Genomic DNA, 15259 nt, shown 5'->3' with positions numbered 1-15259 from the left:
CGTGGAATCCATGCCCACGATCGCGTGGAATCGATGCCCATCATCCGTGGAATCCGCACTCGCCAGAAACCGCCGGCGGCGGCAGGACCATCCTGCACTTCCATGGCGGCGGATATCTGATTGGCTCGGCGCATGGATCGCTTGAGTACGCCTATCGCCTGGCCAACACGGTGGGAGGGACCTGTTACACCGTCGACTATCGTCTCGCGCCGGAGCACCCTTACCCTGCGGCGATTGATGATGCGATGGCCGCGTACCGCGCCCTGCTGCGGACAGGCGTCGACCCCGCCACAATCTTTCTTTCTGGAGAGTCAGCGGGCGGCGGGCTCGCCATGGCCCTGGCGCTGGCGCTCAAAACCGCCGGCGATCCCATGCCCAGGGGCATTATCGCGGCGGCGCCATTCCTTGACCTGACCCTGTCGGGTCCCAGCGTCCGGAAGTTCAGCCAGGAGGACCCCGCGGCGAACCGGGATACGTTGACCTTCATGGGGGCGTCCTACTTCCAGGCTCACGAGCCGACCGATCCCATGGTTTCGCCCCTCTACGGCGATCTCTCAGGGCTGCCTCCAGTCTACATCACCGCGAGTGAGGGCGAGGCGCTTGTCGATGACGCCAAACGATTTGTCGAAAAGGCGCGTCGCCAGGGGGTGAGCGTCACGGCCAGGATCATCGAGGATTCCGTACACGTATACCCAATCTTTCCGTTCCTGCCGGAGACGGCGGCGATGCTGGGTGAAGTCGCCGAATGGGTGGGGCAGGTCACCGCCGCACACGGAAACGCCAGCGCTTCCGCCAGCCGCGTCGCCTGATCGCCAGCAATTTTCCGGAGGAAACGGGTATGGTGCGCACATCCATGGGGCTGCTGGCCGGTGTGGTCGCAGCAACGTTCATGACGTCTGCTCTTGCAGAGGGAGCGGGCATTTCAGGCGGGGTCGTGAAGGTCGGCGTTCTGACCGATATGAGCGGCCCCTTTTCTGACCTTGCGGGTAAAGGCTCAATTGCCGCGGTCAAAATGGCGGTCGATGACTTCGTTGCGACCGCGAAGCCGTCTTTCAAGGTTGAGATGATCTCAGCTGATCACCAGAACAAAATCGACATTGCAGCGTCAACGGCCAGAAAATGGTATGATAGCGATGGCGTTGATGTGATCGTCGACGCCATCAATTCCGGCGTTGCGCTCGCGGTTTCGAATGTGGCGCGAGCACAGAACAAGATGTTGATCGTGACGGGTTCGGGAACGACCTCGCTGACCAATGAGCAGTGCACGCCAAATACGATTAGCTATACGTGGGACACGTATGCGTATGCGAAAGGCACGGCGCGTCTGGTAAAGGGGCAGGATCTCGACAGCTGGTATTTTGTCGCCGTCGACTACGCCCTGGGTAAATCGCTGGTCAACGAGGCCACAGCCGCATTGAAAGCGACCGGGGGCAAGATCGCTGGCGTGGTCTATCATCCGATCGCCGCCTCCGATTTCTCATCGTTCATCCTGCAGGCCCAGGCCTCAAAGGCGAAGGTCGTCGCCCTGGCCAACGCAGGAGGAGACCTGCTTAACTCTATCAAGGCCGCCAATGATTTTGCGGTGTCGCCAGGTCAACGCCTGGTTCCCATTATCGGCACCATCACAGAAGTTCACGCACTTGGGCCAAAGGCAACGCAAGGCATGCTGTTGCTCGAGCCTTTTTACTGGAACCAGTCGGAAGCTTCACGCACGTGGAGCAAACGATACAAGGAAGTGACGGGCAAAATGCCGAATTTTGTCCAGGCGGGGGCTTACTCCGCGACGATGAATTATCTGAAGGCGGTGAAGGCGGTGGGCGCTGACGATCCAGCAGCGGTCATGAAATATCTGAAGTCCCATCCCATCAACGACATCTATGCCCGCAACGGACGCATCCGGGAAGATGGGCGCATGGTGTATGATCTGAATATTGTCGAAGTGAAAAAGCCGTCTGAAATATCAGAAGCCTGGGATTACTATACAATCAAGGAGGTTATACCCGGCGATGAAGCGTTTCAGCCGCTCGCCGAGTCGCGCTGCAAGCTGGTCAAGAGGTAACAGCGTATTCCCGGGGAGGATGCGCGCATCCTCCCCGGGGCTTCGGGATGAAAGGCAAGCGCCAGAAAAGGTGAGGGGGGGGACAGATGCCGGGCTTGTGTTGGCCCCGTGACGAAGGTCGGGCGCGTTTGGCCAGACCTCCCACCATTACTTTGCGGCAGGTTCGCTTAAGTCCCGGCCATTCGGGTTGAGGATGAAGCGCGATTGGCGCTGACTCTGATGGGTCTCCCGAAGCCTTGGACGGGCAGGTCAAGCGCGTTGACTGATTGCGAGCTATGGCTGGGAAACCCAACCATTTCGCTTGAGGCGCCCGCGCCATTGTCCCGGAAGCCCTTGTAAGGGTCCCGGACGCAGGCTGATCCAGGCATGCTTTTTCACGCAAAATTCAGGGGGGCCATCTGGCGAACAGGAGCCCGCGCGGTCGGGCGATTGCGGTCCCTTGCCCGCCGTCCGGGCAAGCGCGACCAGCAGTCTGACGCCGCTGGCCGGCGGCGGCGCGCATGTCGGACGATCACGGCGAGAGCCAGGCGGACAGATATTTGGTCCAGTTTGCAGCCTTTACCCGTGGATCTGTGCCATGTAGATGCGCGCGGAAGGGGGCGGCAACGATATGCCAAAGCTCGATTTTTTGACGTTGTACATCGTTATCTTTCTGAATTCATTGACGGTTTGCATCATCTGGGCCGCAGTCGCCCTGTCTTACCGGACATACCGGCCGCCGCGCATCTGGCTCGGCTCCACGCTTTTCGTGCTCGCTGGAGGAATCATCCTCTCATTGCAAGGCAATGAAGGGGCGTTCTGGCCCGCGGTCATTGGCAACACGGTCATCATCTACGGCTTTTGCCTGTCCTGGGTCGGCGCGCGCTATTTTTACGGGGAGAGCGGCGGCTGGAAAACGTCCCTGGCGATCGCGCTGGGCAGCTTCAGCTGCATGGCCGCGTCATATGCAAGCTGGGAAGCGCGAAATATCGTCTATGCGGTGGGCCAGTCCATTCCCATGGCCATGATCGCGATTTACGTGCTGGGGCAAAAGCGCATTGGTCTTGGGGGCGCCATCGCCGTGGCGGCGCTTGCGCTTGGCGTCGCCGGCCACGCCATCGAGACAACGTTGAACGTCCTCGCCTGGTTTGGCGGGTTTGACCAGACGCTTTACAGCGCCTTCGAGAGCTATGCGCTGGTTTGCGTCATTTACAGTGGCGTCGTCTGGAATTTCGGCTTCATCGTCCTCGCCATGAACCGGCAGCACAGCGAAATGGTGCGGATGGCGGAAATTGATGAACTCACCGGTTTGCCAAACCGCCGCCATTTCATGAACCAGCTGCAGCTGGCAGGGCGGCGCTCCGCCGCCAGCGACGACCCCTATGCCCTGATGCTCATCGATATCGACAATTTCAAACGCCTCAATGACGAGCACGGGCATGCCGCCGGCGACCAGGCTTTGCTGCATTTTGCTGATGTCGCCAGTGCTATCCTGAAGGCGCCCGCCCTTCTGGCCCGAACTGGCGGCGACGAATTCACCGTCCTGCTTCCGGGGATGGACGAAGCGGCCGCGACTGAAGCCGCACAGGATCTCATCGCTCTTGTCAGACGCGCGCCGCTGGTTTCCGGGGGGCGGCGCATGCCCATGACGGTGAGCATCGGTATCGCCGCCCATTCCGGCCGCTGTGGCGTCGGGCCGGAAGAACTCCTGAATAGCGCGGATGTCGCGCTCTACAGGGTCAAGCAGACTGGTCGCGACGGCTATGCGGTCGGGAGCCAATCTCTGGAGGCGGAGGGGCCAGCCCCTGCCAGATCGGCGGCTGGACGATAGGGCGTTCCTGAAGAAACGCTTCGCGACAACGCCGGGGCAGCCGACGTCGCGCCTGCGCATGCTTCCCAGTCGCGCCATCACCATTGATGGTGCAGAGGGCACTGCCGCAGCGTCATCAGGACGCGACGGGCATGGGTATCCTTTCCATATTGTAAATTGTATCTGTTCCGCGGTCGAATGGTGAGCATGTCCAGACGATGACGCAAAAGCGAGGTCCGGCCGGCCGGGTTTTTACCTTGGTGGGGATGTTTGAGGTGGGGCGTCCGTGACGATCGACATACCCTCGGTTATCATTGCCCTTGGCTGCACGGCCATCGTGCAGGGACTGCTGCTGCTGGCGTTGTGGCGTCGTGACAGGGGCGCCAGATTGCTGGCTCATTGCGCCGCTGCGGTGATCTGCTTCGGCGCCGGAATTGTGCTGGCGGGCGGGCTGCGTCTGTTTTCGCCGCTTGTCGACAGCGCCGTTGGCGGCGCCCTCATGTGTCTCTCCGGACTGTTGTTTATCAGCGCTGCACGGCGGCTGTCGCGACGCCGGACACCTCTTGCTTTTGCGGTGGCCGTCCCGTCAATCTGGCTGGCGTCCGTCGCGTTCTGGCCGCCGTTTCAGGATGCTGGCGCGCGCATCCTGGCCTTGTGCGGCATGATGGCCGGGTCCTTCCTCCTGTCCGCGATCGAATGTTGGCGCGCTGATCCCTCAGGCGCCGCGCGCTGGCCGCTAACCATTACAGGGCTTCTGTTTTCCGGCATTTTCTCTTTGTGCGCATTCTGGGGGCAGGATCTGACGGGGCTGCGCTTGATGCTGACATTGAGCGCGGGCAGCGTGCCTGACCTGCTGATACTCTTCGCATCGCCGGTCCTGCTGGTGGCGGCCTTCTTTGCCTTTGGTCTTTCACACGAAAGAAGCCAGGCAAAACGCCTTCAAATGGCGCTGGCGGATTCCGCGACGGGCGCCCTCCGGCGTGGAACTTTCATGAGCCAGGGCGGCCGCGTCGTGGTCAGCCGCTATCGGAATGGGCAACAGATCTGCCTGGTCCTGGTCAGCGTGGCGCATGATCCGCACCGGGACGCCGCCCTTCTCGCCCTCGCGCGTGAAGCCGCAGGAATGTTGAAGCCCACGGATATGCTGGCGCGCATGCGCGCCCATGAAATTGCCTGCCTGCTCGTCAATGTCACGCTTGATGAAGCCACCGTGTTCGCCGGCAGGCTTTTGGCGAAATTGGGCGACGAACAGGCCGAAGCTTGCTCCGGCGTCGCCAGCTCGACCCAAATGGGTCCTGATCTGCGCGGCGTTCTCCAGGCGGCGGACATGGCGATGCAAAGCGCCCGGGCATCCCGCCGCTCCGTAGTCCCTTACCATCCGGCGTTGAGCCGCGCCTACCGGCACAGTGATCGCAGGCCGATGAAGCGAGCCGCATAAAGCGCCGTCGCAGACTCTGCAGGGTTTTGTCTGGAACTGGTTCGCGGGACGCATCGAACCGCCCCCAGGTCCATCGTAAATCTGTGCGGCGCGCCACCCGGCCCGTGGACGCGAGCGGCCCGCTGCCTTGCAATGGCAGGCATCCAGACAAGATGTTACATCCCCGCGGGCCATCAACTCGGGAGTTTGGGGAATGCAGGCGATGATTCAGCCGGGCGCGACGTTCAGGGATAATCTGCAGCTATTGCCGCCGATCGATGGCGTGCAGCGCATCGACCTCCTGGACGGCAATGACGCCGTGATCGCCAGCATTGGCAATGTGCCAGGCAAGCAAGGCTCACTGGCTGTCTACCAATACCTCGGGCAGACCTTTGGCGCGCTCGAAGTGAAGGCGGCGGAACATGGCCTTGCGGTGTTCGCCGAGCACACCGCGGATGCGCGCAACCGTCCAGGCGCACACCCGAATATCGACCTTCTGCTGGCGATTGCCGCTGGCGGCGCGCCGCTGAAGATCCGCGTCATCGCCACCGGCGGTTGATCGGGTTGCAAGGCGTGTCCTGGCGGGCGTCGGCGACAGGTTGTGCCCTCCTGCGACGGCTTGCTGACAGGCGGCCGTCCGTCGTGGCGTTTCCCGCAGCGCGTTCAGGCCTTGCCGCCGGCTTCGGCGCCTTGCGGCGTGCTGTCGGGCCACTGGACCACGGCTTCCGGCCGCTCCGCGTCGAACGCCTTCCGCCGCGCCAGCGCATTGGCGATGACAGCGCTGCGCCAGGCCATCAGACCCGGTTGCGGCTCGGCGACGCCATGGCTCAGCAGGCCAGCGTTGACGGCGATGCGTTTGCCGGCGCAGCGGGCAGGTTCAAACGCGGCGGCGGCCGCGCTCCAGCCAATCCGTCCCTTGCAGCCCTGGAGTGGCTGTAGCGATATTGGCGCATGGCGCGCGTCGTGCAGCCGCAACAGCGCTTCTTCGGTGATCGCGGCGTTGAGCCGGGCGATTTGGCTCCCGGCGTGCAGGGCGCCGGGCAATTCACGGCATACATGGTGCGTGTGTCGGGAGCGACGTCGGGCGCCCGGTCCACATCCGCCATGAACAAAGCGATATCGCTGGCCGGCTCTGCGTGATTGCCCAGGCGCCGTTGCAGGCTCTGCCGATCGATGGCGAGGTTGCCCCATATCCGGCGAACCGCCGTGAAGCGGCGGCTGACGCCATCGCCCGCGTCGGGGCGCCAGGCGCCGCCGGCAGTCGTTCATGCCGCCGCCGGCAGTCGCCCATGCCGCCGCCGGCCGTCCCCATGCTCCGGATCGCTTGCCGTGACACATTCCCCCAGATCCCGGCTGCTTGTGACGATCTCGTATTGTAACTTACGTTGAAGTAAGATAACAAACGTTATGGTTAGTTCTCTGCGAGCCCCGGCCAGGGGCAAGCCGGCCGGACGCCGGGCCGGGGAGTGCGGGCAGGGAAGCAGCGCGCGGACAAGACCTGCGACGACGGATCAGGGAGGGGAACATGGAAACGCCAGAGACGGCGGGACGTTCACGCGTGGCGCAACCCCGCCCGGGGGCGGTCGACGCCGGGGCGCCGCTGGCGGCGGGACCTGGCGCGGATCTCGCCGTAGCTGACATTCTGGCGCGCATTGAACAGGCGCGGGCAACGGGCGGCGATGAGGCGCGTCGTCAGGCCGTCGTGCGTCAACATGCCCTTGGCAAACTTTCGGCGCGCGAGCGCATCGCCGCATTTGGCGATCCCGGAAGTTTCCGCGAAGCGGGCGCTCTGGTGCGGCCGCTGCCGGAACATGGCGAAACGCCGGACGCGCCGGCCGACGGCGTCATCACCGGAGATGTGCGGGTTGACGGTCGCCCCGTGGTGGTGTCCGCCACCGATTTCTCCGTCATGGGCGGCAGCAGCGGCAAGGCCGGCGGCCTGAAAAGCGCGCGCGCCATCCAGTATGCCATCGATCACGGTTTGCCTTATGTGTCGCTGATGGACGGCGGCGGTCATCGCATCCAGGAAGGGCTGGACAGTCGCCACTTCGCCGGCGTGTCGACGCCCTTCAAGAAAATGGTTGATCTGTCCGGCTGGACGCCCATCTGCGCCGCCATGATGGGGCCGGGCTTCGCCGGTCCGTCGAACTTCGCCGCCCTGGCCGATTTCGTGGTCATGGTGCGCGGAACCTCGACCATGGGCATCGCCGGGCCGGCGCTGGTCAAAGCGGCGACCGGCGAGGACCTGGACAAGGAAGAGCTTGGCGGCGCCTCGGCGCAGGTCGACCGGTATGGCATCGCTGATCTGGCGGTGGACTCCGATGTCGAAGCGCTCGCGGCCATCCGGCGTTATCTCAGCTATTTCCCGTCCAACGCCCGCGCGCCGTTGCCGGTTCACCCCTGCGACGATCCGGTTGACCGGCGCGACGCGGCGCTGCTGGAGATGGTTCCGCCCAATTCACGCCGGGCCTATGACGTCCGCAAGGTGATGGAGGCGGTGGCCGATCGCGGCAGCATCTTCGAACTGAAGCCAGGCTATGCGCGCAATGTGGTGACGGCGCTCGCCCGGCTGGATGGACGGCCTGTCGGGATTATCGCCAACCAGCCAAAGCATTTCGCCGGCACGCTCGACAGTCCGGCCTGTGAAAAGGTCGCCCATTTCATTTCCGTTTGCGACGCCTTCGGGTTGCCGCTGGTGTTTTTCGTCGACATTCCGGGATTTCATGTGGGCTCCCCGGCGGAGCGCTCCGGCCTCGCCTTGCGCAGCGCCCGCATTATCTACGAGCTTGGCCGGGCGACGGTGCCGCGTCTTTCGGTGATCCTGCGCAAGGGTTACGGCCTTGGCTTCATCGCCATGAATGGCGGCCGGACGTTTGGCGCTGACCTCACCGTGGCGTGGCCGACCGCCGAGATTTGCGCCATGTCGATCGAAGGCGCCGTCGACGTGGCTTTCCGCAAGGACATCGACGCCGCGGAAAACCCCGGCGCCCGACGCGCCGAGCTGATCGGAAAATTCCGCAGCCGGGTCAGCCCGCTTGCCGCGGCTGAAGGCTTCGGCGTCGACGATATCATCGATCCGCGCGACACCCGGCCGGTCCTGATCGAGGCGCTGGCCCGCACGGCGCCGCGCCGCAGCGCATCGTCGGCGCCGCCGAAGTTCCACGACATCTCGCCCATCTGACGCCAGGCGAGAAACCAGAAATCGAGGCGGCGAAACAGCCGTCCGGGGAGGAAAACATGAGCGATCAGCGTATTCCCGATGGACGGGCCGCCGGCCCCGAACTCAACCGCCGCGGACTGCTTGGCCTTGGCGCGGCGACGGCCGCGACCCTGGCCTTTCATTTGCCAGGCGCCCGTCCGGCCGCAGCCCAGCAGGCTGATGCGTTGCGGGTTTCCATCAACGTCAATCCCTCGACGCTGGACCCGGTCACCGGCCGGAGCGGCGGCGATCACCAGTTTCTGTTTCCGGTGTATGACACGCTGGTCCAGTGGGAGTCGGCGACCCTGGAGCCGAAACCCGGGCTGGCCAGCTCCTGGGAATATCGCGACGAACTCACCCTGGCGCTGCAATTGCGTCCCGGGCTCAAATTTCACGACGGGACGCCGCTCGACGCGGAGGCGGTGAAGTTCAATCTCGACCGGAGCCGCTCCGACGAGAAATCCAACATCAAGGTGGATCTGGCCTCCGTGGCCAGTGTTGAGACCAGCGGCCCCACGACCATTATCCTGAAGCTGAAATCGCCTGACAGGTCGCTGCCGCTGGTGCTGACCGATCGCGCCGGCATGATGGTGTCCCCGAAAGCCATCCAGGCCGGCGGCGGCGCTGTTGACCGGAACCCGGTCGGCGCCGGTCCATGGAAATTCGTCAAATGGGAGAACAACGCGCTCGTGGCTTACGAACGCAATCCCGATTACTGGAACCGCGAACAGCCGAAGGTGGCGCGCCTGAACCTGCGCGTCATCACCGAGGTGGCGACCGGCGTGCGTTCGGTCATCGCTGGCGAAAACGACATGGTGCTCAATGTGCCGCCAATGCAGCGGGTGGTGCTGCAAAAGGGCGGCAAGCTGGAGGTTTCCAGCGAACCCTCGCTGTACCTGCATATGGTCTACATGGATTTCTCCAGGCCACCGTTCAATGAACTGCGCGTGCGCCAGGCCATGAATCTTGCCGTCAACCGGGAGCTTTTCAACAAGGCGACCCTGGCCGGGCTCGGTGAGCCGGCCTCCACCTGTTATCCGCAGAAATACTGGCCCTTCGACAGGGCCGCTGCTGATCTGCTGGCCTACGACCCCGACAAGGCGCGCTTCCTGCTGAAGCAGGCCGGCTCGCCGCAAGTGGAGTTCACCGCCATTGGCTATGCCGATCAGGCGGCGGTGCAACGCCAGGAAGTGCTGATGGAGATGTGGCGAAAGGTGGGGATCAACGCCAAACTGCGCGCGGCCACCGTCGCAGAAGCGTCCAACGCTTTCTTCTTCCAGCGCGCCGTCGACAGCTTCATCGCCGCCATTACGTCGCGGCCTGACCCGTCGATGGTCCCCTATACCATCTTCGGCAAAACCTCGCCCTATAACGGCGGCCGCCAGGAAATTCCGGGCATGGAGGCGGCGCTGGCCGCATCGCGCGTCGGCGCCACCCGGGAGGCGCGTCAGACCGCGCTGGCGAAGGTGCAGCGCATCGCCGCTGAACACGCCGTCTATGTGCCTTTGGCCTTCGACCCCAACGTGGTCGCCATGAACAAAAAGGTGCAGGGCTTTACCCCGAACCTCCTCGGCCGTCCCCGCTTCGAGAATGTGTCCATCGGCTGAAAGCCGTCGCAACAAGAGGAGGTCCGGCATGACCCGTGCAGATCCCCGTATGCCGCCGCGTGACGTCTGCGTGGCGCGCGACCTGATCGACCGACACGCCAGGGAGATTGGCGGCGACGTGTTCGTTGTTTACGCCGATGGCGAGGCATGGACATTCGGCCGCCTGCGCGACGAAGTGCGCAATTGTGCGGCGGCCCTGCAGGCGCTTGGCGTCAGACAGGGCGATTTCGTTCTGAGCTGGCTGTCGAACGGGCGCGACTGCGTCCGCGTCATGTTCGCGCTGAACTATCTGGGCGCGGTCTATGTGCCCATCAACACCGGCTATCGCGGCGGCCTGCTGGCGCATGTCATCGAGAATTCCGGCGCCCGGCTCATGGTCGCCGACGCCCGGCTCGCCGACCGCCTCGCCGACGTGGATACGGCGGCGTTGCGGGACGTGGTGACGGTGGGCGGCGCGCCGGTCAAAACGGCGGCCGGGCTCAATTTCCTGCCGGCCGAGGCGTTACAGGGCGACGGCGCCCGCCTGAGCGACCCGGAGCGGGAGATCGCGCCCTGGGATACGTTGTCGGTCATTTATACGTCAGGCACCACGGGGCCATCCAAAGGGGTGCTGTCGTCGGCGTTGCAGGTGTGGTCCACCTTCATTCCGAACAGCTCCATGCTGCCGTCGGACCGGACGCTGGTCACCCTGCCCATGTTCCATATGGGCGGCGCCGGTCCCATCTGGGCGTCGCTGATGCGCGGCGGCTCATTTGCGCTGGTTGAATCCTTCCGCACCCAGGATTTCTGGAGCGTGGTGCGCCGCTTTGAGGTGACGCACACCATTCTGCTCGGCGCCATGACGCCCTTCCTCCTGAAAGAACCGCCATCGCCTGACGACCGCAACCATTCCCTGAAGAAGGTGGTGATGGTGCCGCTGTCTGACCAGCAACGCGAATTCGCCGACAGGTTTGGCGTCACGGTCATGACCAGCTTTAACATGACTGAGACGTCCTCGCCGCTGTTTGTCGTTGATCCGCCGGTTCGCGGCACCTGCGGCCGCCCGCGCCCGGGCGTTGAGTTGCGCATCGTCGATGAAAACGACTGCGAAGTGGCGCACGGCGAAACCGGCGAACTGATCATCCGGGCCGATATGCCGTGGGCGCTCAACCACGGCTATCACCGCAATCCGGAGGCAACGGCGAAAGCGTGGCGTAACGGCTGGTTCCATACGGGCGACGCCTTCCGGCGCGATGAGGCCGGCAATTTCTTCTTCGTCGATCGCATGAAGGACGCCATCCGCCGCCGCGGGGAGAACATCTCGTCCTTCGAGGTCGAGAAGGAGATTGTCGCCCATCCCGACGTGCGCGATGCGGCGGTCGTCGCTGTGCCAAGCGAGTTTGGCGAGGACGAGGTGATGGCGGTTGTGGCGCCGGCGCCGGGTCGCGCCATTGATCTTCCGGATCTGGTGGCGTTCCTGACGCCGCGCCTCGCCCATTTCATGGTGCCCCGCTATTTCCGCATCATGGACGACCTGCCGCGCACGCCGACGGAAAAGGTGCAGAAGCACCTGCTGCGCGCCGATGGCGTCACCGGCGACGCCTGGGACCGCGAACAGGCGGGCATTGTTTTGAAGAAAGAGCGTCTTGGCGCCGGCGAGAGGGAGCAGGCTCATGCAATCCGGTGAGATCAACGCGGACGTGACGTTCGGGGAACGGCGCGCGCACGTGCGCGCCATGGGCGGCGCCGTCAAGCTCAAGGCGCGGCGGGACGCGGGCGTCATGAACGCCCGGGAGCGCATCGACGCGCTGTGCGACGCCGGCAGCTTCACGGAAATCGGCGAATTCGCCCATTCGGTCCGCCTGGAGGACGCCGCCAGGACGCCAGCGGACGGCATTGTCACGGGGTTCGGCAAGGTGGAGGGGCGGGTTGTCGCCGTTGCGTCTTTTGACCTGACCGTGCTCGGCGCTTCCTCGGCGCAGAACAATATCCGCAAGCTCGGCTTCCTGAAGGAAAGCGCCTCCCGGGCCGGCGCTCCGTGCGCTTTTCTCATCGAGTCGGCGGGCGCCCGCATGCCCGACATCCAGGGCGCGGCGGGCATGGGGCGCATTGGTCTGCTCAACAGCAACAATCGCGACCGCGACACGCCCTGGGTCAGCGCTGTGCTCGGCCCCTGTTACGGCATGGGGACCTGGTACGCGGTGCAGTCGGACTTCACCAGCGTCCGCAGGGACGCGGCGTTTTCTGTATCGAGCCCCAAGGTCGTTTCCGTTGCGCTGAGCCAGGAAGTGTCGCCGGAGGAACTCGGCGGCGCCGATGTGCATGCGGAAATTACCGGCTTCGCTGACCACGTGGGTGAGACGGACGCGGAGTGCATCGCGGCGCTCAGACGCTTTCTGTCATATCTGCCGTCGCATGCCCAGGAGGCGCCGCCCCTGGGGCGCGAGCCAGTGGAGGCGCACGATGGCGCCAGGATCGCGGCGCTGATCCCGCAAGCCCGCAGCAAGGTGTATGACGGCCGCAAACTGGTGGAGCTTGTCGCCGATGTTGGCTCCGTTCTGCCGTGGCGCACGCGGTTTGGCCGGACGCTGGAGACCGCGCTCGCGCGCATCAACGGGCGCAGCGTCGGCATTGTTGCCAGCAACCCCATGCGCAAGGGCGGCGCCATCGACGGCAAGTCGTGCGACAAGATGACGGAATTCATCGTGCTCTGCGACAGCTTCAATATTCCGATGCTCCTGCTCGCCGACACGCCAGGCTTCCTCGTGGGCCTGCAGGCCGAACATGAAGCGGTCGCCGGCAAGATCATGAACAATCTGCGCGCCCTGCATCTGGCCAGCGTGCCCAAGATCGCCGTCGTGGTGCGCAAGAGCTATGGCCAGGCCTATCTCAATCTGGGCGGCGCTGGCGCGGACGCCCTTGCGGTGATGACGACAGGGGAGGTTGGTTTCGTCGATCCCTCGGTCGCTGTCAGCGTGGTGCACAACCGGCGCCCGGCGCCGGATGATCCGGCCTATGCCGAACTGATGCAGGATATGGTCGCCAGCAACTCTCCCTATGCCCTGGCCGGGATTTTTGCCGCCCATTCGGTGATTCAGCCTGCCGAGACCCGTGAGTGGGTCGCCAACATGCTTGAGGTGTATGCGCGCCGGCCGTCGGCGGGCGTTGGCAGGCATCGTCTCGCCACCTGGCCCACCAGCCTCTGACGGCTGTTGTCCTGCGCATTCTGGAGAAGCGGCATGAGCGCCATTGACGTGAAAAGTGAGATATCCGGCCGGGTGTTCGAGATAGTCGCCCGCCCGGGCGACCGGCTTGCGGAGGATGATCCGGTGATGATCCTCGAAGCCATGAAAATGGAGATTGCCGTCGGCGCGCCCTGCAACGGCGTGGTGAAGCAGATCCTTGTCGGCAATGAGGACAGCATCGCGGAAGGGCAGGTAGTCGCCATTCTTGAGGCTGTCTGAGCGACGCAAGGGGCAGGGGCCGCAAGCCGGCGTCCGGCCCGGCAATCCGGCGCCGCGTGTTGCCAACCGGACCGCGCCGTGGTTCTGCTCGGGCGCAGGACGGGACGGCCTCTTGCCAGCGCGCCAGCTGCGCCAGCGGAGATCGCAGCGAACAAGGCGTCTGGCGACGTCCCGTGCGCGAGTGTGACCAACGCGAACAGGAAAACGCCGTGGCCCGCAAACGATGGAATGGCGAATTCGAAACGTCCGAGGAGCAGCAGGCGATCAAACGGCGCCTGTTGTTGCGGGAGGCCGGCGCGGCGTTCACCGAACGCGGCTTTCACAATGTGTCGCTGGATGAGCTGGCGGCGCGCCTCGGCATTTCGAAGACTGTTTTCTACTACTATTTCCGCGACAAGAACCACCTGCTGCAAAACTGCGTGGAGATCGGCTTCGAGCTTGCCGAAACGGCGCTGGACCGGGCCGAGGCGCTCGACGCCTGCGGCCTGGAGAAGGCGGCCTGTTTCATGCACGCCTATGTGACCGGCATTACCTCGGAAATGGGGGCCTGCGCGGTTCTCACCGAGCTGAATTCCCTGAACGCGGACGACCTCGCCGCGGTTCGCAAACGCCAGCGCGCTTTTGGCCGGCGCCTGGTGAAGCTGATCGAGGAAGGATGTAAGGACGGCAGCATCCAGACGGACAATGCCCGCGTCGCGGCCAGCTGGATCCTGAGCCCACCACTCGGCATTCCCCGCCTGAGCCAGCTTTGGCAGGTGCAGGATGGCAAGGGGCTCGCTGACCGGTACGCTGATCTGGTGCGCCGCTCATTGCGGCCGCTCTGAGCCGGTCTGTGGGAGGAGCATCGCCGTGGCCAATGCTTGCAAACCGGGCGTGGCGGCGAAGCGGGACCTGCCGCGCGCCCATCGGCTCATGTTCGCCATGGTCGCGGCCTGCGCGCTGTTCGCCTCTCAGGCGTCGGTTGCTTTCGATCTGCCGCCCGATACGCCAGCGCGTCGCGCGGGGTTGTGGGTCGTCGAACAGAAAGGCGAGATCGCCGGTGGGAAGGTCGCAGCCGATACGCGGAAAATCTGGAGCGTCTGCCTCGGTCGGCGAACCGATCGCGCATTCCATGAGCTGCAACTCCGGGACGTCCAGGCCAGTCTCGCCAGGATGTCCGCAATCTGCGGGGAGCCGGCCCATGAATTGTCTGGCGACACCCTGTCCGCAACGCTGCGCTGCATCGCGCAGCCGCCCGGGACCGCCGGGATCCAGGTTCGACGGATCACGACATTCGTCAGCCCGGAGGAAACGCGTTCGCGGGTCTCCGTCCTCCACGATCATGGCGCGCAATCGGCCGGTCAGGTCGTCACGACCATGAAGCGAACCGGGACCTGTCCCCCTGACATGAAGCCTGGCGCGTTGCTGCTCATGCACTGGACGCTTGGCGATCAGGAAACGCTGAAGGCCAGGCAACGTTCAACGATTGAGCGCGAACTTGCCGGTCGCAAAGCCCGCATCGCGTACGGCGCGCGTTCGGCTCCCCGGTAGGCGGGACCTCGTGGCCGGGCCCCGTATCTTCCTGAAACCGGCCAACGACGGTGAAGGCGGGGCTGGCGATGGCGTCGATCGTCCCCGGGCGCGGCGCGCCTGACGCTGGTCAGGCGCCTGGCGTGACCATGACTGCATCACTTACTTGCTGATTAGCAAGTTTTTGATGACCCGTCCCCCGGCCCTCTGCTACGTTTCGCGCAAGGGCAGCGCTA

Annotated in this window: 13 protein-coding genes; 12 read left to right on the top strand and 1 reads right to left on the bottom strand. The window is 64.4% G+C overall.

The window, feature by feature from the left end:
* The 5 genes from IE243_RS15455 to IE243_RS15435 form a co-directional block, all read left to right on the top strand.
* Positions 1 to 809, top strand: an 809-nt coding sequence (locus tag IE243_RS15455; RefSeq protein WP_191320291.1) for an alpha/beta hydrolase fold domain-containing protein, incomplete at its 5' end; no start/stop codon positions are given.
* Between the two features lie 29 nt (positions 810 to 838).
* Positions 839 to 2059: an ABC transporter substrate-binding protein gene (locus IE243_RS15450; RefSeq protein WP_244643207.1), complete on the top strand. Its 1221-nt coding sequence runs from the start codon at positions 839 to 841 to the stop codon at positions 2057 to 2059.
* Positions 2060 to 2669: 610 nt separating this feature from the next.
* Entirely contained in the window at positions 2670 to 3869 is a 1200-nt protein-coding gene (locus IE243_RS15445; protein WP_191320290.1) for a GGDEF domain-containing protein, read from the top strand.
* A gap of 265 nt (positions 3870 to 4134) precedes the next feature.
* Positions 4135 to 5286: a GGDEF domain-containing protein gene (locus IE243_RS15440; RefSeq protein WP_191320289.1), complete on the top strand. Its 1152-nt coding sequence runs from the start codon at positions 4135 to 4137 to the stop codon at positions 5284 to 5286.
* A gap of 193 nt (positions 5287 to 5479) precedes the next feature.
* Positions 5480 to 5824: a DUF2322 family protein gene (locus IE243_RS15435; RefSeq protein WP_244643206.1), complete on the top strand. Its 345-nt coding sequence runs from the start codon at positions 5480 to 5482 to the stop codon at positions 5822 to 5824.
* A gap of 104 nt (positions 5825 to 5928) precedes the next feature.
* Here IE243_RS15435 and IE243_RS15430 read toward each other — a convergent pair whose 3' ends face one another.
* Positions 5929 to 6309, bottom strand: a complete 381-nt coding sequence (locus IE243_RS15430) for a hypothetical protein (protein WP_191320298.1) — start codon at positions 6307 to 6309, stop codon at positions 5929 to 5931.
* Positions 6310 to 6790: 481 nt separating this feature from the next.
* Here IE243_RS15430 and IE243_RS15425 point away from each other — a divergent pair, with 481 nt between their 5' ends.
* The 7 genes from IE243_RS15425 (at position 6791) to IE243_RS15395 (ending at position 15044) form a co-directional block, all read left to right on the top strand.
* Positions 6791 to 8446 (top strand): acyl-CoA carboxylase subunit beta, encoded by a 1656-nt coding sequence (locus tag IE243_RS15425; protein ID WP_191320288.1) that lies wholly within the window; start codon positions 6791 to 6793, stop codon positions 8444 to 8446.
* A gap of 56 nt (positions 8447 to 8502) precedes the next feature.
* On the top strand, positions 8503 to 10071 hold the full coding sequence (locus tag IE243_RS15420) for an ABC transporter substrate-binding protein (RefSeq protein WP_191320287.1): 1569 nt from the start codon (positions 8503 to 8505) through the stop codon (positions 10069 to 10071).
* Positions 10072 to 10099: 28 nt separating this feature from the next.
* The gene (locus tag IE243_RS15415; protein WP_191320286.1) at positions 10100 to 11737 is read left to right on the top strand and encodes an AMP-binding protein; all 1638 of its coding nucleotides are present in this window, start codon (positions 10100 to 10102) and stop codon (positions 11735 to 11737) included.
* Positions 11724 to 13256: an acyl-CoA carboxylase subunit beta gene (locus IE243_RS15410; protein WP_191320285.1), complete on the top strand. Its 1533-nt coding sequence runs from the start codon at positions 11724 to 11726 to the stop codon at positions 13254 to 13256. Before IE243_RS15415 ends, IE243_RS15410 begins: the two co-directional genes overlap by 14 nt.
* A 33-nt stretch (positions 13257 to 13289) precedes the next feature.
* The gene (locus tag IE243_RS15405) at positions 13290 to 13514 is read left to right on the top strand and encodes an acyl-CoA carboxylase biotin carboxyl carrier protein subunit (protein WP_191320284.1); all 225 of its coding nucleotides are present in this window, start codon (positions 13290 to 13292) and stop codon (positions 13512 to 13514) included.
* 209 nt (positions 13515 to 13723) lie between these two features.
* Positions 13724 to 14338, top strand: coding sequence for a TetR/AcrR family transcriptional regulator (locus IE243_RS15400; protein ID WP_191320283.1), 615 nt, complete (start codon positions 13724 to 13726; stop codon positions 14336 to 14338).
* 25 nt (positions 14339 to 14363) lie between these two features.
* Positions 14364 to 15044 (top strand): DUF3617 domain-containing protein, encoded by a 681-nt coding sequence (locus tag IE243_RS15395; protein WP_191320282.1) that lies wholly within the window; start codon positions 14364 to 14366, stop codon positions 15042 to 15044.
* Positions 15045 to 15259: the final 215 nt, after the last annotated feature.

Origin of the sequence: Camelimonas fluminis (genome assembly GCF_014656355.1) — a bacterium.
Taxonomy (GTDB): domain Bacteria; phylum Pseudomonadota; class Alphaproteobacteria; order Rhizobiales; family Beijerinckiaceae; genus Camelimonas; species Camelimonas fluminis.
The sequence above is the reverse complement of the archived record's forward strand: the minus strand, read 5'-3'. Positions and strand labels throughout refer to the sequence as shown.